The 18,023-nt window shown below is 37.0% G+C and carries 22 protein-coding genes (1 of these 22 only partly in view); 11 read left to right on the forward strand and 11 right to left on the reverse strand.

Annotated elements, in window-relative coordinates; translation table 11 throughout:
* Positions 1–89 precede the first annotated feature (89 nt).
* Complete coding sequence (locus ACUN28_RS04370; RefSeq protein WP_016135919.1) at positions 90–683, reverse strand: biotin transporter BioY; 594 nt, start codon at positions 681–683, stop codon at positions 90–92.
* 50 nt (positions 684–733) lie between these two features.
* Complete coding sequence (locus ACUN28_RS04375) at positions 734–1,477, reverse strand: DUF3298 and DUF4163 domain-containing protein (RefSeq protein ID WP_016085743.1); 744 nt, start codon at positions 1,475–1,477, stop codon at positions 734–736.
* Between the two features lie 96 nt (positions 1,478–1,573).
* On the opposite strand from ACUN28_RS04375, the gene ACUN28_RS04380 reads away from it, so the two are divergent.
* A complete protein-coding gene (locus tag ACUN28_RS04380; RefSeq protein ID WP_016085744.1) occupies positions 1,574–1,957 on the forward strand; it encodes a hotdog fold thioesterase in 384 nt (127 codons plus the stop codon).
* Positions 1,958–1,997: 40 nt separating this feature from the next.
* Here ACUN28_RS04380 and ACUN28_RS04385 read toward each other — a convergent pair whose 3' ends face one another.
* Both ACUN28_RS04385 and ACUN28_RS04390 read right to left on the reverse strand, forming a co-directional pair.
* Complete coding sequence (locus tag ACUN28_RS04385) at positions 1,998–3,374, reverse strand: glycine--tRNA ligase (RefSeq protein WP_016085745.1); 1,377 nt, start codon at positions 3,372–3,374, stop codon at positions 1,998–2,000.
* A 345-nt stretch (positions 3,375–3,719) separates the two neighbouring features.
* On the reverse strand, positions 3,720–4,433 hold the full coding sequence (locus ACUN28_RS04390; protein WP_016085746.1) for a DNA alkylation repair protein: 714 nt from the start codon (positions 4,431–4,433) through the stop codon (positions 3,720–3,722).
* 118 nt (positions 4,434–4,551) lie between these two features.
* On the opposite strand from ACUN28_RS04390, the gene ACUN28_RS04395 reads away from it, so the two are divergent.
* Entirely contained in the window at positions 4,552–5,019 is a 468-nt protein-coding gene (locus ACUN28_RS04395) for a hypothetical protein (protein ID WP_016085747.1), read from the forward strand.
* Between the two features lie 133 nt (positions 5,020–5,152).
* Here the strand turns inward: ACUN28_RS04395 and ACUN28_RS04400 are convergent, their stop codons facing one another.
* Positions 5,153–6,478, reverse strand: coding sequence for an ArsB/NhaD family transporter (locus ACUN28_RS04400; RefSeq protein WP_016085748.1), 1,326 nt, complete (start codon positions 6,476–6,478; stop codon positions 5,153–5,155).
* Between the two features lie 290 nt (positions 6,479–6,768).
* Between ACUN28_RS04400 and kapD the strand changes: the two genes are divergently transcribed.
* Positions 6,769–7,392 carry a 3'-5' exonuclease KapD gene (gene kapD / locus ACUN28_RS04405; protein WP_016085749.1) on the forward strand — a complete coding sequence of 208 codons (624 nt, stop codon included), beginning with the start codon at positions 6,769–6,771 and terminating at the stop codon, positions 7,390–7,392.
* A 41-nt stretch (positions 7,393–7,433) separates the two neighbouring features.
* Here the strand turns inward: kapD and ACUN28_RS04410 are convergent, their stop codons facing one another.
* Positions 7,434–7,817: a kinase-associated lipoprotein B gene (locus tag ACUN28_RS04410; protein WP_016085750.1), complete on the reverse strand. Its 384-nt coding sequence runs from the start codon at positions 7,815–7,817 to the stop codon at positions 7,434–7,436.
* Positions 7,818–7,986: 169 nt separating this feature from the next.
* Between ACUN28_RS04410 and ACUN28_RS04415 the strand changes: the two genes are divergently transcribed.
* A complete protein-coding gene (locus ACUN28_RS04415; protein WP_000982763.1) occupies positions 7,987–8,163 on the forward strand; it encodes a hypothetical protein in 177 nt (58 codons plus the stop codon).
* Between the two features lie 68 nt (positions 8,164–8,231).
* Positions 8,232–8,771, forward strand: coding sequence for a superoxide dismutase [Cu-Zn] (gene sodC / locus ACUN28_RS04420; RefSeq protein ID WP_016085751.1), 540 nt, complete (start codon positions 8,232–8,234; stop codon positions 8,769–8,771).
* A 127-nt stretch (positions 8,772–8,898) separates the two neighbouring features.
* On the opposite strand, the gene ACUN28_RS04425 is transcribed toward sodC, so the two are convergent.
* A complete protein-coding gene (locus tag ACUN28_RS04425; protein ID WP_016085752.1) occupies positions 8,899–10,050 on the reverse strand; it encodes a MalY/PatB family protein in 1,152 nt (383 codons plus the stop codon).
* 117 nt (positions 10,051–10,167) lie between these two features.
* On the opposite strand from ACUN28_RS04425, the gene ACUN28_RS04430 reads away from it, so the two are divergent.
* Complete coding sequence (locus tag ACUN28_RS04430) at positions 10,168–10,419, forward strand: YugE family protein (RefSeq protein WP_000537644.1); 252 nt, start codon at positions 10,168–10,170, stop codon at positions 10,417–10,419.
* A gap of 34 nt (positions 10,420–10,453) precedes the next feature.
* Here ACUN28_RS04430 and ACUN28_RS04435 read toward each other — a convergent pair whose 3' ends face one another.
* Together ACUN28_RS04435 and ACUN28_RS04440 are read right to left on the reverse strand one after the other, a co-directional pair.
* Positions 10,454–11,293, reverse strand: coding sequence for an alpha/beta fold hydrolase (locus tag ACUN28_RS04435; protein WP_016085753.1), 840 nt, complete (start codon positions 11,291–11,293; stop codon positions 10,454–10,456).
* A gap of 109 nt (positions 11,294–11,402) precedes the next feature.
* On the reverse strand, positions 11,403–12,395 hold the full coding sequence (locus ACUN28_RS04440) for a 2-hydroxyacid dehydrogenase (RefSeq protein ID WP_016085754.1): 993 nt from the start codon (positions 12,393–12,395) through the stop codon (positions 11,403–11,405).
* A 253-nt stretch (positions 12,396–12,648) separates the two neighbouring features.
* Between ACUN28_RS04440 and ACUN28_RS04445 the strand changes: the two genes are divergently transcribed.
* The 3 genes from ACUN28_RS04445 (at position 12,649) to yugI (ending at position 14,930) form a co-directional block, all read left to right on the forward strand.
* Positions 12,649–13,146 carry an Lrp/AsnC family transcriptional regulator gene (locus ACUN28_RS04445; RefSeq protein WP_000255702.1) on the forward strand — a complete coding sequence of 166 codons (498 nt, stop codon included), beginning with the start codon at positions 12,649–12,651 and terminating at the stop codon, positions 13,144–13,146.
* Positions 13,143–14,333 carry an aminotransferase gene (locus tag ACUN28_RS04450; protein ID WP_016085755.1) on the forward strand — a complete coding sequence of 397 codons (1,191 nt, stop codon included), beginning with the start codon at positions 13,143–13,145 and terminating at the stop codon, positions 14,331–14,333. Before ACUN28_RS04445 ends, ACUN28_RS04450 begins: the two co-directional genes overlap by 4 nt.
* Positions 14,334–14,585: 252 nt before the next feature.
* The gene (gene yugI / locus ACUN28_RS04455; protein WP_000003765.1) at positions 14,586–14,930 is read left to right on the forward strand and encodes a S1 domain-containing post-transcriptional regulator GSP13; all 345 of its coding nucleotides are present in this window, start codon (positions 14,586–14,588) and stop codon (positions 14,928–14,930) included.
* A gap of 112 nt (positions 14,931–15,042) precedes the next feature.
* Here yugI and ACUN28_RS04460 read toward each other — a convergent pair whose 3' ends face one another.
* Positions 15,043–15,276 carry a DUF378 domain-containing protein gene (locus ACUN28_RS04460; RefSeq protein WP_000105788.1) on the reverse strand — a complete coding sequence of 78 codons (234 nt, stop codon included), beginning with the start codon at positions 15,274–15,276 and terminating at the stop codon, positions 15,043–15,045.
* A gap of 274 nt (positions 15,277–15,550) precedes the next feature.
* Here ACUN28_RS04460 and ACUN28_RS04465 point away from each other — a divergent pair, with 274 nt between their 5' ends.
* Both ACUN28_RS04465 and ACUN28_RS04470 read left to right on the forward strand, forming a co-directional pair.
* Positions 15,551–16,903, forward strand: coding sequence for a glucose-6-phosphate isomerase (locus ACUN28_RS04465; protein ID WP_016085756.1), 1,353 nt, complete (start codon positions 15,551–15,553; stop codon positions 16,901–16,903).
* A 107-nt stretch (positions 16,904–17,010) separates the two neighbouring features.
* Positions 17,011–17,424 carry a YugN-like family protein gene (locus tag ACUN28_RS04470; RefSeq protein ID WP_016085757.1) on the forward strand — a complete coding sequence of 138 codons (414 nt, stop codon included), beginning with the start codon at positions 17,011–17,013 and terminating at the stop codon, positions 17,422–17,424.
* Here ACUN28_RS04470 and ACUN28_RS04475 read toward each other — a convergent pair.
* Positions 17,411–18,023, reverse strand: partial view of a potassium channel family protein gene (locus ACUN28_RS04475; RefSeq protein ID WP_016085758.1) — the 3' portion only. The gene runs 383 nt beyond the window's last position; 613 of the gene's 996 nt are visible here — the last part of the coding sequence; the start codon falls outside the window, past its right edge; it ends in the stop codon at positions 17,411–17,413. The genes ACUN28_RS04470 and ACUN28_RS04475 overlap by 14 nt on opposite strands.

Below are 18,023 nucleotides of genomic sequence, written 5' to 3' on the forward strand. Positions count from 1 at the left end.
AGCATAACAAAAATCATTTTCAATATGTGTCGTATATTGTCGAAAAATAAAAAAAGAGTTATCTTAACATAGTAAGATAACTCTTTTTATTATGAAATCGTCGAATGAGAATGCTGATAAGCGGAACGACGTACAGCATAGTATATACGAGGTGCGATAATAGCACCGATAATTGTAAATACAATATCTTTTACTGCGAACCACATCATAATCATCCAAGCAGCTTTATAGCTCATATTACCACCCATGAAGAGATTGACTGCCCCGTACATATAAGTAGTACCGATAATATAAGTTAAAATAATTCCTGTGAAAGAGGCAATTGTAAAAGTAATAAATGTTGGTTTTTCCTTTTGTTCTACGAGTTTTCCTGATACGTAAGCAACGATAATAAATGCGATAATAAAACCACCAGTAGGATCTAAAAGTGCTCCAAATCCAGCTTTGAAGTTAGCGAAGATTGGCGCACCTGCTACTCCAACAAGCATATATACAGTCATTGATAATGCACCAAGTCTACTTCCAAGAAGAAGCCCTGCTAAAATTGCGAAAAATGGTTGCATAGATAATGGGATGCCCGCCACTTGTAGGAATGGGGCCCAAGATACAATATTTGCACCAATAGCCATAAGAGCAACGAACATGGCAGCTAATGCTAAATCTAAAACATGAAATCTTCTCATAATGTTAACCTCCTGTTGTTATTAGGTTAACATTATCGTAGCGAAAATGTTTACTTGTTGTCAATCAAAATATTTTGATAAGAAGGCTTCAAATAGTCTCTTAGCAACGTATACGGAATGCGAAATTGCGGAATTCCACTTGAATAAGGAGCAATCTCATATAAAGAGAAATAAATGACAAGATTGTCCGGTTCTAAAAAGAAGTGGAACTTTTTCGTGCTCATGACCTTTTCAGTTGCATCAGGAAAATAAATGCTTTCATTTTGTTTAATTTGTCTTACAATCTCAGCACGGATTACTTCTTTATATGTATCTTCTTTTTGAAATAAATCGTCTAAGTGTAGTAACTTTTTTTCGTTTAAATCAAATGTGTTTGCCTTCCACGTATAAAGACCATGTGCCCCGCCTGTATATTGATAGTAATTCACATATAGGCTAAGAAAAGGTGGTTTATTTAAGGAGACTTTATAATCAACATTCGCCACGTACGGGTGAAATGGTGTACTAGATCCTTCTGTTTCTGTATAATATTTTTTTGCGTCTTTTTCTAATTTGGTTTTAAATTTGTCAGTAGATTTTTTGTAATAGAAATTGAGCTTATTTTGAAATTTAGAATCGGAAAAATTGTGAAACGAAGGTCTGCTAATTTGATATTCTATATAAGGTTTCTTACCTTTTTGCGTTACAGTCTTCACATCGATTGTCAGGTTAGATGTTTTGGCTGCTAGTGCACAATTTGGTACAATAGTCAGCAAGGAGAACATAAGCAGTAATATACAAAATTTCTGTTTCATTTAGGTGAAACCTCCTTATATAAGTGTTATAGGTAGTTTGAAATTAAATAGGTAAAATTATACATTTTAATTAAAGTTAGAGAAGGGGGAAGCGATATGGCAAAAACTTTAATGGATTCACTTGGAATTGAGTTGTTAGAGATGACAGAAGATAAGGTGGTTGCTACGATGCCTGTTGATGGGCGTACGCATCAGCCATTTGGATTTTTACACGGTGGTGCTTCTGTTGCGTTAGCAGAAACAGTAGCAAGTGTCGGTTCATACAATTTAATTGATCAAGAGAAATGCATCTGTTTCGGTCTAGAAATTAATGCAAATCATATTCGCTCAAAGAAAGATGGAATTGTAACAGCAATCGGGACACCGATACATAGAGGACATTCAACGATGGTTTGGGATATTCGCATCATTGATGAGAATGATGAATTACTATGCATATCAAGATGTACAGTAGCAATTAAAGAAAAACGTGAAAAATAGAAAAGAGGTTGCTCTAAGGAGCAACCTCTTTTTCTTATAATTAGAACTGGATTTTCTTCTCTAAGAAACCTTTTAGTTCGCTGATTGGCATACGAACTTGTTCCATTGTGTCACGGTCACGTACTGTAACAGCTTTGTCTTCAACAGAGTCAAAGTCATAAGTGATACAGAATGGTGTACCGATTTCGTCTTGACGACGGTAACGTTTACCGATAGAACCAGTTTCGTCAAAGTCTACCATGAAGTCTTGAGCTAGTTCTGCGAATACTTCAGTAGCACCTTCAGATAGCTTTTTAGATAATGGTAAGATAGCTGCTTTGTATGGTGCTAAAGCAGGGTGGAAACGAAGAACTGTACGAGAATCGTTTTCTAATTGCTCTTCTTCATATGCATCACATAAGAATGCTAATGTTACGCGGTCAGCACCTAAAGATGGCTCGATGCAGTACGGTACGTAACGCTCATTCGTTTGTGGATCGATATAGTTAAAGTCTTCATTAGAGTGTTCCATGTGACGTTTTAAATCGAAGTCTGTACGAGATGCTACGCCCCATAGTTCGCCCCAACCGAATGGGAATCGGAATTCAATATCAGTTGTTGCGTTACTGTAGTGAGATAATTCCTCTTCACCGTGGTCACGAAGACGCATGCTTTCTTCAGTCATACCAAGTGAAAGTAACCAGTTCTTACAAGTTTCACGCCAGAATGCGAACCACTCTAAATCTTCACCAGGCTTACAGAAGAATTCAAGTTCCATTTGTTCGAATTCACGTGTACGGAATGTGAAGTTACCAGGCGTGATTTCGTTACGGAAGCTCTTACCGATTTGGCCAATACCAAATGGAAGTTTTTTACGCATAGAGCGTTGTACGTTTTTGAAGTTTACGAAAATACCTTGTGCTGTTTCAGGACGAAGGAAGATTTCGTTCGTGCTAGACTCTGTAACACCTTGGAATGTTTTGAACATTAAGTTGAACTGACGGATTTCAGTGAACTCTTCACTACCACAATCAGGACATTTTACTTCATGCTCTTTCATTAAGTCAGCCATTTGGTCGAAAGTAAGACCATCAACAACCATTTCGATGCCTTTTGCATCTAATGCATCTTCAATTAATTTGTCAGCACGGTGACGCGCTTTACATTTTTTACAGTCGATCATTGGATCGTTGAAGTTACCAACGTGACCAGAAGCGATCCAAGTTTTTGGGTTCATTAAAATAGCTGCGTCTAAACCAACGTTGTATGGAGATTCTTGAATGAATTTTTTCCACCAAGCTTTTTTAACGTTATTTTTTAATTCGATTCCAAGTGGACCGTAATCCCAAGTGTTTGCAAGACCACCGTAAATTTCAGAACCAGGGAAAACAAAACCGCGATGTTTTGCTAAGTTTACAACTTGTTCCATTGAATACATAATAAAATCCTCCTTTTGAAAGTTAACGTATTGGCGATGACGTGCTCAGATACTAGTGAAACGAGCGGTATATGCTTTGAAAACATAAAAAAACGCTCATCCCAAGGCTTAATTGCCTAGGGACGAGCGTTTGCCCGCGGTTCCACCCTAGTTGATACACAACAGGTGCATCCACTTTATCACGTATTGCTCGAGACTGCCGTTTCCTTGCGGTTTCAGGCTTTCACTATCCCTGAATCGCTTTTTGTGCAAGTACTTATAAGTCCGTCATCGCTACTTATATTAATAATAATGAACATATTCTAACACGTTCTTTTTTAAATCTCAATAGAGGAACACGTCTATCTATGATAGAGTCTCGCCTATTTTTTCGTTATTTATTCCGTAATTGTGTTTAATGTGTTTAATTGCTTCACGTTTACTAAGCGAGGCAAGTTCGTTATTTTGTACGTATTCCCAAACGACATCGGGCTTTGTTTTTGCATATTCGCGAAGGACCCAGCCAATCGCTTTTTGAATGAAAAATTCTTTTGAAGAATGTAGTTGTCCAATAATCCAGAAAAGAAGTTCTTCATCCATCTTTTGTTTATATTTTAGCTGGAATAAAATAGCGGCGCGTTGTAACCATATGTTATCTGATGCAATCCATTTTGGAATATAGGCAGAAATTAATTCTGGATGTTTTAAAAAGATACCACCTAAAAATGTAGGGACGATGCTATCAACAGAATCCCACCAAGATTTTGTTACAATCAGTTCTTCTAAAAACGGGATATGCGTTTCGTTTATATACTTTTTATATTTTTGCATAATATCGAGTGCGGCCGCTTGAAATTCACGTTCTGGTAAATCCCAAAGTTCACGTACGATAACTTGGAAATCCTTTTGATCTGGGAGAGTATGTATTTGAATAACGTCTTTTAATAACTGTCTTCTTTCAGGTGTTTGAATACCGAGAAATGGAAAATGATTTTTCATATAACGTGCCATCGGTTCTGCTTTTTCAAGGTTTTTATGAGCTATGAAATGCTCTTGTAACGCTTTTACAAATGGATGCATAAATCCGTTCTCCTCTCTAACTAACTTACTCCTATTATTATACAGAGAGTTTGGTTAAATTTTAAAACATAACTTGCAGAGTAATGAAATATGTTGAGAGTAGAGAGGAGAGGATAAGATGGAAGATCAAGGCGTACTAGCAGGTTTCTTTGCTCTTAGTTTTGCGTTTATTCTTGTTATATTGATTTGGGCAATTATTTCGTATTTGTTAACGGCTTTTGCACTGTATACGATGGCGAAAAATGATGGTGCAACGGATGGTGTTCTTGCTTTTATTCCTTTTATAAATAGTAAGACATGGGGGGATTTAGCAAAAGACAAATTGCCAGATTTCTTGAAAGAAGAAGCAGGATGGAAAGTATTCGGCATATATGTCGCGTGTTTCATCTTTAACTTCGTACCAATAATAAGTTTACTAGCAACAGCTGTATCGATTGTGCTGTCTATTTATCTTATCTACGCTATTTTAGACAGGTACGGAACGAACTCTATATTATTTACGATTATTCATACCATCACATTTTCGGTTTTCTTACCGATTCACTTGTTCATTATTCGGAATGAGCCGGTAAGGTATAACGAGTAGATATATGCGGGGAGCTGTTTCGAAGATATTTTGGAACAGCTTTTTGTCGGTAAATTGATATTTCGTGTAGAATCGTTGATATAAATTCGTTGACCAAGAAAAAAGGGCTGCCACATAGGACAGCCCTTTTCTACTACATAAGGTAGCGTAAATAAATATAAATATGAGAAATGATTAATGAAACGATCATAATTGGGAAACCGACTTTTAAGAAGTCCATGTAGCTAAACTTATGTCCTTCGCGGCTTGCAATACCTGCAACAATTACGTTAGCTGAAGCTCCGATTAATGTTCCGTTTCCGCCTAGACAAGCACCTAATGCTAATGCCCACCATAATACGTCGATTTGTGCGTCAGAAGGTGATAAACCTAGCCCAACTGCCATATCGTTAATAAGTGGAATCATTGTTGCAACGAATGGAATGTTATCAATTGTTGCAGAGGCGATACCAGATACCCATAGAATAAGGATAGATGCTTGAGAAATATCTCCGCCTGTTATTCCAATTACTTTTTGAGCTAACGTTTTGATAAGCCCGATATCAATAAGTCCTCCAACGAGTACGAATAGTCCTGCGAAGAAGAAGATTGTTACCCACTCTACACTTGCGAATACCTCTTCAATTTCATGTTCTTTCACACCAATTAGCATAAGTACAGTTGCACCAGTTAAGGCAATGATAGCTGCATCAACATGGAAGATGGAGTGAGTCATGAAACCTACGATTGTAAGTCCAAGTACTGTTAAAGATTTTTTCATTAATACAGGGTCTTTAATGTATTGCTTTTCATCTAAACTCATTAATTTCTTAACTTGTACAGGATCAGCAATTAATTGTTTGCGGTACATGAAGTAAAGTATTACTGCTGTAACACCAATAATAATAATTACGATTGGCGCTAAGTTTAGCAAGAATGCATTGAAGTCTAAATGCTTATTTGCAGAACCAATCATAATATTTGGCGGATCACCAATTAATGTAGCTGTTCCTCCGATGTTTGAAAAAATAATTTCAGAAAGTAAATAAGGAACAGGATTTACTTGCAGTATGCGCGTAATAGATAAAGTAACTGGAACAACAAGAAGTACAGTTGTAACGTTATCTAAAAATGCGGAACCAAGCGCAGTAAGTAAGGAAAGCGAAATTAAAATTTTAATTGGATTTCCTTGCGCCCCTTTTGCTGCTTTAATGGCAACGTATTGGAAGACACCCGATTTACTCGTAATGTTCACCAAAATCATCATACCGATGAGTAGCGTAATCGTCCCCCATTCAATATGTTTCGTAAAGGCGTTGTGTAAATCAACGACTCCCATAATTACCATGAGTGCTGCACCAAGAAGTGCGATGACAGCGCGATTAATTTTTTCTGAAATAATAATGGCATATGTAATTAAAAAGACTGCGATAGCAAAATAATACTGCCAGTTTGCGAGCTCTTGCGTTGTTTCGTGCAAAAATCTCATCTCCTTTCATTCACTTTTCTTAGTGTGTCAAAAAATTAACTGGATGAAACACACATAACGTCATTATAAAGTAGAAAAAAGGGGGATGTAAATGAAAGGACTTATTTTGTCATATTTTCTGCATCGGTCATTTTTTCTTATTTTTAAAAATATTTGTGGGCATTTGACATATATATAAGATACATCCAATCTGAATATTTAAAATGGAATTAGCATTCGAGCTTGTTCGTGTAGGAGTGTCAAATAGAAAGGAATGACAAAGATGATAAGGAAGGGATCGTATGGATGAACAACAATTTTTATTTTTGGATTTTGAGTTTACGATGCCCCAACACAGAAAAAAACCAAAAGGATTTTTCCCGGAAATTATTGAGGTAGGACTCGTTTCGGTTGTTGGCTGTAAGGTAGAAGACACGTATTCTGCTCATGTTAGGCCGAAAACTTTTCCTTCTTTAACGGATCGATGTAAGAAATTTTTAGGAATTAAACAAGAAGTCGTAGATAAAGGAATTTCGTTTCCAGAACTCGTTGAAAAGCTTGCAGAATATGAAAAGAGATGTAAACCGACCATTGTTACGTGGGGAAATATGGATATGAAAGTGTTGAAGCATAATTGTGAAATGGCGGGAGTAGACTTTCCATTCTTAGGACAGTGTCGTGACTTATCACTTGAGTATAAGAAGTTTTTTGGGGAGAGAAATCAAACAGGATTGTGGAAAGCAATTGAGGCGTATGGAAAAGCAGGAACAGGAAAGCATCATTGTGCGCTAGATGATGCGATGACGACGTATAATATTTTTAAATTAGTAGAAAAAGATAAAGAGTATTTAGTGAAACCAGCACCTCCAACATTAGGGGAACTCGTTGATTTTTCAAAAGTGTTAAAGAAAGTGAGTACACAGTAACGACCAAATTGCACAGTATGTAATTTGGTCGTTTTGTTTTTTTAAAGTTTGTAGTCTTTTTTTAACTGCTCTAATGTTTCTAGACTACGAACCGCAAAAGGTGAATCATCTTCAGAAAATGAATTCATTTGAGTTTCTAATGCTAATTTGAGTGACTCTGTATAATCTGGAATTTCTCCTTCATATTTCTTCACCATTTGCTCTGGAATATTCGTCTGTTCCCGGAAAGCTAAAGCACGTCTTTCATGGAAAAATGGTACGTCAGCTTGTTTTACGTTATGTAAGTCACCTTGTACCGGATGTTTTAAAACAGCTAATACTTTTACGACGTAACTGCCAGGACGGCTATTTGTAACTTCGCCGATATATTTGCCAGTTTTATAAATACCAGTAACGATTTCACCAATTTCAAATGTTTCTCTCATATTTTTCACCTCAAGTTTATAGTAAGGAAAGTGCGCGAAGGAGTCAAAGAAATCATTCGCTTTCGGAATGCCCCCTTGAGAATATGGCTAGGTTCCACTATAATTTCATATTATATAACAGAAAATTCTGATGTTTTATAAATCCTCTAATAAGGAGTGTTCTATTTATATGATGCCTTTATATTTTCCGGAAGATAAAACAGAATATATTATTCCAGGGATTGTTTGCGTTCTATTTATTATTGGTGCCGTTGCTACGTGGCGTATGTTCATTCGTGTATCCAAACGAGAAGCGGAGCGGTTACAGAAAGTTGAAGAAAAACTTTTAGCGGAAAAGAAACAGTAACTCATTTTTGTATGTTTCCCTCCATGCTCGGACAATCTAAGGGCAGAATATATTTTGGAGGGAATAGAATGAAAAAACGGCTTTTTTTCAGTTGTTGTTTATTATTTCTGATGGCAGGTTGTGACCAAGGAAAGCCGAAAGAAATTGACGTGAAATTACATAATGCTTCAGGCGATGAAGTGGGGACTGCGAAAGTAGTGCAGCAAACAAGCGGAGTGAAAATCACGATTAAAGGGGAAGGGTTCGCACCTGGCCCGCACGGCATACATGTACACGAAATTGGTGAGTGTAAAGCACCACGTTTTGAATCATCTGGTAATCATTTTAATCCTGATGATAAAAAGCATGGACTTCTTAATCCGAAGGGTGCAGAAAACGGTGATTTACCGAACGTAATTGCAGACGGTTCTGGAAAGATTAAAGCGGAAATCAATGCACCACATATAACGCTGGGAGAAGGAAAAACGACGATTCATAGAAAAGATGGAGCGTCTATTATTATTACAGAAAATGCTGATGATGGCATGACACAACCGACAGGTAAATCCGGCGATCGAATTGCTTGTGGTGTCATGGTAAAAAAAGCGTCGGATATGAAGAAAAAGTAAAAGCTACCGTGCATGGTAGCTTTTTTTGTGAAACGTAATTGAAAATATATCAGCGGTTATTGGGATATATCAATTTACCAACAAGAATTGAGAAAGGAGGCTGTCCGCGATGCAGCCTCCTTTCTTATCATGAAAACGTATGGCGCAGTCTGTTTAAAATTTCTTCTAAAACAGATCTTGGACAGCCGATGTTAATTCGAATATGATCTTCGCCGCCTAATCCGTATTTTTCACCGGGCTCAACGATGATTTTCCCTTTTTCCTCAAGTAATGTGGTGCGCTCATTTTGAGAAAGCTGTAGGTGAGAGCAATCAATCCATAATAAAAAACTACCTTCTGGCTTCGTTACGGAAAGAGTAGGTATGTGATCTTTAATATATTTACAAGCGAATTGAGCGTTATCTTCTATATATAATCGAATTTCATTTAGCCAATCGTTACATTCTGTATAGGCACTTTGCATCGCTGTATAGGCGAATATATTTAATCCGTGGAAGCCTTGTCTATATTGGATAGCTGTAAAGGCTTGACGGAGTTTTTCATTTGGAATGATAATAATCGATGCTTGTAATCCAGCGATATTAAATGTTTTACTCGGAGCCATGCAAGTAATTGTGCGCTCTGCTAATTCATCTGATAAGGAAGCGAACGGTGTATGTGTATGATCTGCATAAATAATATCGGAATGAATTTCATCTGCGACAACGATTACATTATATGTTGTACATAGCGCGCCAAGTTGTGTGAGTTCCTCTTTTGACCAAACACGTCCGATTGGATTGTGCGGACTACAAAGAAGCATGAGTTTGACACCTTGTTGAAATTGCTTTTCTAAATGCTCAAAGTCTATCGCATATGTATCATTTTGTTTCTGTAATGGACTTACGCATAATTGTCTATTGTTGGTTGTGACCATTTCGAAAAATGGGGGATAAATAGGTGGTTGTACGAGAACGGATTCGTTTTCTTTTGTGAAGGCCTGTATGCTCGTACTAAGAGCTGGAACGATCCCCGGGCTAAAGACAATCCATTCTTTTTGCATATCCCAGTTGTACTGTTTTTTTGTCCAGTTACAAATAATATCACCAATATTTTCGGGAGGAAGTGTATAGCCAAAAATAGGATGCTCGATACGTTTCTTTAAAGCAGTTTGAATTGGTTGTGGTACTTCAAAATCCATATCAGCAATCCAGGCATGGAGAAGCTCTTCGTTTTTATATGTATCCCATTTTGTACTATGAGTTCCACGTCGATTGACTGTTTTATGAAATAGTTGCATAAGTTTGCCCCCTTCTTCTGTAAAACCGTTAAGTTATGAAAGTTCTCTCTCTTCTTATAGAATAGCTGATGTGATAGGATAAAGAAAAGTATTAAAAAGTGAAAAGGCGGGAAGCGAATGGGTACATATGAAAAGATGATAGAGGTTGTGAAGAATTGGGATCCGTTTCAAATGGGACCGGAATTTTATGAAACAGAAGCGAGCGATGTTGTGAACGTCGTAAGTGTGTTTGATGATTCAAAATACATCGCAAAGAAGATTCAACATATATACTTTATGTCTTTTGAGGAAGTACCTGCGCTTGAAAAATGTGAGAAGTTGGCTGTGGAATTACTTGTAATAAAAGAAGGCGGAAGTTGTTCATTATAGGCTGTCGGAATGTCCGACAGCCTTTTTTTATATATTATTGCGCAGAAAAAGCGATAATTTCTTCATAAACATGTTCAGGCTTTTCTTCAGGTAGTAAATGTCCTGTGTTTTCGTAAGAAATAAACTTCGAATTCGGTAAATCTTTGTGTAGACGGTGACCTACATGTACAGGGACGACGCGATCTTTTTCGCCCCAAATGAGTAGCGTAGGTGTTTCGATTTTTTGTAATTCAGTTGAAGGCAAGTCACCTTCACGGTCTCGTATCATCCGAGTTAAAGCGGGGAATATACGGTTGTCATAAAAAGGAGCGGAGTAACCTTCCTTCATTTCATCGTCAATTAATGAGTGATCATGAACGACATTCATTAAGTTATGAACAATGCCGCGCCGGATAATCCAGTTCTTTACGTATAAATGAAAGAACGGTAAATAAGAAGAGTACAGTAAAGGCAAAGTTGCACGTGCTAAATAGCTAGAGCTGCATAGTAAAATCGTCTTTGAGATTAATTCAGGGCGTATACGGTTTACATAGAGAGAAATTTGTCCACCCATAGAATGCCCAACTAACACAATATTTGAGAGAGATAAATGTTCAATTAAATCGATAATAACCGTTGCTAAATTGTGATAAGAATACTTAAAAAGATGAGACTTATCACTTTTTCCGAAGGGCGGTAAATCAAGAGCAATTACTGTACCTGCTTTCGATAGTAAAGGAATGAGGCGGCGGTAACTGAATGAGGAAGATAAAAAGCCGTGAACGAGTACGAAAGTAGGACGTTCCGTTTTGTTGTCATGTTCATACAATTCATAATGAATAGTAGTGCCGCGAGTGGAAAAAGTGAAATAAGGACAAGTATATTCGTGATTCATTTTTTGTCACTCCATTGATTTTTGTTCATATCATTTCCAGGTAAGAAAAAAATATGTTAACAAAAAAAGGCAAGATGACGATGTCATCTTGCCTTTCGCTTATTAATCATTACCCGCGAACAATATTAGGCGGTGTTTTTCCTTGTAACCCTGCAACTAAATTTTCAGCAGCTGTCATAGCCATTTGCTGCCTAGTTTTTAATGTTGCAGATCCGATGTGTGGTAAAGTCACGACATTTTGTAGTGATAAGAGCGGATTATCCTTTTGAACCGGCTCTTGTGTAAACGTATCGATGCCTGCTGCAAAGATTTTCTTTTCGGTTAACGCATGGATTAACGCTTCTTCATCTACTGTTTTCCCGCGAGAAGCATTAATAAAGATTGCTGTTTCTTTCATTAATGAAAATTCCTTTTTTCCGATAAGATGATACGTTTCATCTGTTAATGGAGTAAGAAGAACAATAAAGTCAGACTGTTTGAGTAGCGTCTGTAAATCACAATATGTAGCATCGAATTTTTGTTCAGCTTCTTCTTTACGGCGACGGTTATAATACAGAACATTCATATCAAATCCGAATTTCGCTCGTTTTGCGACAGCTTCACCAATTCGTCCCATTCCGATAATACCGATTGTACTATGGTGTACATCCAGTCCGAAGTGCTCTTTTCCAATTTCGGCATTCCATTCACCATTTTTTACGTAGGAGTCGAGTTCGCAAACACGGCGACCAGCAGATAGCATAAGAGCGAAAACAAGGTCAGCTACTGTATCATCTAGTACGTATGGTGTATTCGTTCCGATTACATTTCGCTTTTCCATCACTTGTAAATCAAAATTATCGTAACCGACAGAAATGTTGCTCACTATTTTTAAGTTAGGAGCCGCCTTCAATAATTCTTCATTAATAGCAGATCCAAAATTTAATAAACCATCTTTATCTTGTATTTTTTCCAATAGAACATCACGAGGTACCTTCTCATTTTGCTCCCATTTTTCATAATCACAGTGTTCTGATAAATAGTTTTCTACAAATGTTGGAACTGGTTCAGCAATATAAACTTTTGGTTTCACGGTTCCATCCCCTTTCGCTTTATCACGCATTTTTCCACTGATTAAAGTTTCACTTTACCCCGCTTTAACGGACAGTAAGCCTCCCAGCTCAAAAAGCAGCTTAGGTGGGAAAGCAACTGTCCGTAAAAGCCCGATTGGTGCGGGCTAATAATCAGCGGGGTGAAGCATTCCGCTGATTAAAGTTTCACTTTATTTTGACATAATTCACTAAAAAAATCTTCTTTTCAAACTGGAAAGGGTATTTGTATAATTTAGACACAAACGAAAAGGAAGGATGATTTATATGGTGACAGAAAAAGAATTAGAATTATTAGCTTGTCTTGAAAAAAGTAGTCGATTATCTGTAGATACATTAGCGAAGCTGTTAAATATAGAAGTAGAAGAAGTAAAGAAAATGGTTGGAAAATTAGAAGCGGAAAAGATTATTGTGGATTATGTAACACATATCGATTGGACGAAGGTGAAAGAACATACAGGTTTAACGGCGATGATCGATGTGAAAGTTACGCCAAAGCACGGCGTTGGATTCGATGCGGTTGCTGAGCAAATTTATCGTTATTCAGAAGTGAAATCTGTGTATTTAATGTCAGGGACATATGATCTTTCTATTACATTAGAAGGAAAGACGATGGGCGAAGTAGCGATGTTTGTTTCAGAGAAATTAGCAACAATTGAATCTGTCGTTTCTACAACAACGCATTTCATTTTGAAGAAGTATAAACATGAGGGAATTATTTATGAAAAAAACGATGATGATAAGCGAATTGTGGTGACACCATGAAGCAATTTGAACTATCTAGAGCGGCAGAATCTTTACAACCATCTGGTATTCGAAAGTTTTTCGATTTAGCAGCGAATATGAAAGGTGTTATTTCTCTTGGAGTAGGAGAGCCTGACTTTGTTACACCTTGGAATGTAAGGCAAGCATGTATCCGTTCTTTAGAACAAGGATATACGTCATATACAGCAAATGCAGGATTATTGGAGCTCCGTCAAGAAATAGCAAAGTATCTAAAAAAACAATTTGCAGTATCTTATGATCCAAATGAAGAAATCATTGTTACAGTTGGAGCGAGTCAGGCGTTAGATGTAGCGATGCGCGCCATTATAAATCCTGATGATGAAGTACTCATTATTGAACCAAGTTTCGTTTCGTATGCACCACTTGTGACATTGGCTGGAGGAGTTCCAGTTCCTGTGGCAACTACTTTAGAAAACGAGTTTAAAGTACAATCAGAACAAATTGAAGCAGCTATTACAGCAAAAACAAAGGCAATTTTGCTTTGTTCACCAAATAACCCAACAGGTGCAATGTTAAATAAATCCGAACTTGAAGAGATAGCAGTGATTGTTGAGAAGTACAATTTAATTGTATTATCTGATGAAATTTACGCAGAGCTTGTATACGACGAAATATATACAAGTTTCGCGAGTATTAAAAATATGCGCGAGCATACGATTTTAATTTCAGGATTTTCAAAAGGATTTGCGATGACAGGATGGCGCCTCGGTATGATTGCAGCTCCTGTTCATTTTTCAGAATTAATGCTCAAAATCCATCAATATTCCATGATGTGTGCACCGACGATGTCTCAGTTCGCAGCACTTGAAGCGTTACGCGCGGGGAATGATGAAGTAATTCGGATGAGAGATAGCTATAAGAAACGCCGTAATTTTATGGCGACATCTTTCAATGAAATAGGATTAACATGTCATGTTCCGGGCGGAGCATTTTATGTCTTTCCTTCTATTTCTTCAACTGGACTATCTTCGGTAGAATTTGCAGAACAGTTATTGTTAGAAGAAAAAGTGGCTGTTGTACCTGGAAGTGTATTTGGCGAAAGTGGTGAAGGATTTATTCGTTGCTCGTATGCAACATCGCTTGAACAACTGATGGAAGCAATGAAGAGAATGGAACGGTTCGTAGAAAATAAAAAAAGGACAAAACACAATACGTTTTGTCCATAAAAGGGGGGGAATACTAGAAAGCCATGTGTTAGTATTCTATCCCAATATTGGAGAATTATACATACTACAGGAAATTTTTCGTTAATTTTGAATGAGTTCTGTCATAGTGGTATAATTTACTAATATAAGGTATGCGTATCCTGAGTAGCTTTACTTAGGATACGTACTAACCAATCGGATATTTAACAATAAATCATCTGCTTTGCTATCTACAATTGTAGAGAAAATGGTAAACGTATGGGAGTGTTTCATATGTCAGAACAATATACAACAGGAGTGGTTGTAACAGGGAAAGTGACTGGGATTCAAGATTACGGTGCATTTGTAGCGTTAGATGCAGAAACACAAGGACTTGTGCATATATCTGAAATTACAAATGGATATGTAAAGGATATTCATGACTTTTTAAAAGTCGGCGATACAGTAGAAGTAAAGGTACTTTCAATTGATGAAGAACACAGAAAAATGAGTTTATCGTTAAAAGCGGCGAAAAGAAAACAAGGACGGATTCTTATACCGAATCCATCTGAGAACGGATTTAATACGCTGCGAGAAAAGCTAACAGAATGGATTGAAGAGTCCGAGTTAACAAAGTAAAAGAGGAGCGCATATGAGCGTTCCTCTTTTACTTTATCTTATGATATATATTTGCAAATATGATTGCATGCAATCATATTCGTATGTCGGAGGTGAAGTAAAGACATACTGACTAGCGAATTTCGTTCGTTTCTGGGTGAGTGCCAAGATTTTCTGATGGTTTAAAGAGTAAACCGAGATTGATAAGCCCAGAAATACCAACGATGCCGTAAATAATGCGTGCAAGAGCTGAGTTTTGTCCACCGAAAATGGCTGCCACTAAGTCAAACTGGAAGAACCCGATTAGTCCCCAGTTCACAGCGCCAATTACAGTAAAGACTAATGCGATACGTTGCAGAGTACTCATGAAAAAGCCCCCCTTAATTGTGAAGCGTAAGCAAGCGATGAGTTAATTAACTCTTTTATAGAATGGTGCAGTTATGTTGTTTTTATACATAAAAAATGTTTGAAAGGAGATGTATATACATCTATACCGAAAAATGCGAATTTTTATGCAAAAAATGAACTTTTTCTAAAAAATATATTTTGGTTACGTTTACAATGGTTGAATCGCTTGATTTACAACTTCAGTTTCGCTAAAGTGAATACAGAAATACATATCCATAATTGGAGGGAAAAAGATGAGTACACATGTAACGTTCGACTATTCCAAAGCGTTATCCTTCATCAGTGAACATGAAATCACTTATTTACGTGATGCAGTGAAAGTAACACATCACGCAATCCACGAAAAAACTGGAGCTGGGAACGATTTCCTTGGGTGGGTAGACCTTCCGCTTCAATATGACAAAGAAGAATTTACTCGCATTCAAAAATGCGCAGAAAAAATTAAAAATGACTCTGACATTTTACTTGTTGTAGGTATCGGTGGTTCTTATCTAGGAGCACGTGCAGCAATCGAAATGTTAAACCATTCTTTCTACAACACGCTTTCTAAAGAACAACGTAAAACTCCACAAGTGCTATTTGTTGGACAAAACATTAGCTCCACTTACATGAAAGATTTAATGGACGTATTAGAAGGTAAAGACTTCTCTATTAACGTTATTTCCAAATCAGGTACAACAACAGAGCCGGCACTAGCATTCCGTATTTTCCGTAAGTTATTAGAAGAAAAGTATGGAAAAGAAGAAGCTCGCAAACGTATTTATGCAACTACAGATAAAGCGCGTGGTGCATTAAAAACATTAGCTGATAACGAAGGTTACGAAACATTCGTTATTCCGGATGATGTTGGAGGACGTTTCTCTGTATTAACGCCAGTTGGTTTATTACCAATCGCAGTAAGCGGCTTAAATATTGAAGAGATGATGAAAGGTGCAGCTGCTGGTCATGATGACTTCGGAACATCAGAGCTAGAAGAAAACCCAGCTTACCAATATGCAGTAGTTCGTAACGCTTTATACAATAAAGGAAAAACAATTGAAATGCTTGTTAACTATGAGCCAGCACTTCAATACTTCGCTGAGTGGTGGAAACAGTTATTTGGTGAAAGTGAAGGAAAAGATCAAAAAGGTATTTTCCCATCTTCAGCAAACTTCTCAACTGACTTACACTCATTAGGTCAATACGTTCAAGAAGGTCGTCGTGACTTATTTGAAACAGTTCTAAAAGTAGGTAAATCTACACATGAACTAAAAATCGAATTAGAAGACAACGATTTAGATGGATTAAACTACCTTGCTGGTGAAACTGTAGACTTCGTAAACACAAAAGCATACGAAGGTACATTACTTGCACATAGCGATGGTGGAGTACCAAACTTAATCGTAAATATCCCTGAATTAAATGAGTACACATTCGGTTACCTTGTATACTTCTTCGAAAAAGCATGTGCGATGAGCGGCTACTTATTAGGCGTAAATCCATTTGACCAACCAGGAGTAGAAGCATACAAGAAAAACATGTTTGCTTTACTTGGTAAACCAGGATTTGAAGAGTTAAAAGCAGAATTAGAAGAGCGTTTAAAATAATAAAAAGCGACCGGAATCCGGTCGCTTTTTATTATTTCAACGAAAAATCCATCAGTATATTCAAACTAGAGTGGGTATGCTAAAGAAAAAGTCTAGGAGGGATGGGCTTGATTCCGATTCAATCAAATTTAGAAGGACGTACCTATGCGTTATATAAGTTAGAAGAGATAATGAAGCCACTTGGATATAGTATTGGTGGCAATTGGGATTATGATAAAGGATGCTTTGATTACAAAATCGATGAAGAAGATGGCTATCAATTTTTACGAGTGCCATTTACAGCGGTGAATGGAGAACTAGATGTGTCGGGCGTAATAGTCCGTCTTGAAACGCCTTATATTCTTTCGCACGTATATCAAAACGAACTAGATGATCATGTGAATACTTTAACTGCTGGAACAAGTGGTATGGATCAATTTGCTGAACCGAAAGATCCAGATGGAGATGTGAAAAGAAAATATATCAATATTGGAAAAGTGCTCATACAGGAACTAGAAAAACATTTTCTTAATGGTGAATAACAATGAGTATGTCGCTTTCAATGAGAAGAAAGGAATGGACTGGATTAATTATATATTGTTCGTCACGCTTTATACCTAGTAAGAGGATGTTTTGCTTTAAAAGAGTATAGCTGCAATTTGCAAAAGTTTGTCCGGTGCAGGACGGAAAAAGCTCCATCAGTTGTAATTTGTTATCAGAGATTTCATCGTAAAGTGAAAATAGTACGCCTGAAATGGAAGGGAATAAAAGAGAAGCGGTAAATACATAGCTCGTTAATTTATTTCCTTCTATAATTTCTGATACACCAGCTCTCGTTGCATTTTGTATTTGTTCAGAAGTAAGAAGTTCAGCGATACAGTGAATGTTTGGATTGAGCCCTTTTGCAGTTAAAATATTTAAAATGGATTGTGTATCTGCTAAGCTTTCATTTTTTTCTTTATCAGCTGTTATTAATATAGTGTGAGCCGTTGTAATGTTAGCTTTTAATAAAGTTTGATCATGATGGGGGCAACCCTTTATAAATTCTAAATGATGAAATGGTTTTGGAAGTAAAGAAAGTGTTTCATCAATTAAAACGATATCAAGGTTCGGTTGTAAAACGTGCATTTGTTTTACAACA

It is taken from the genome of Bacillus sp. WC2507, from assembly GCF_052656125.1.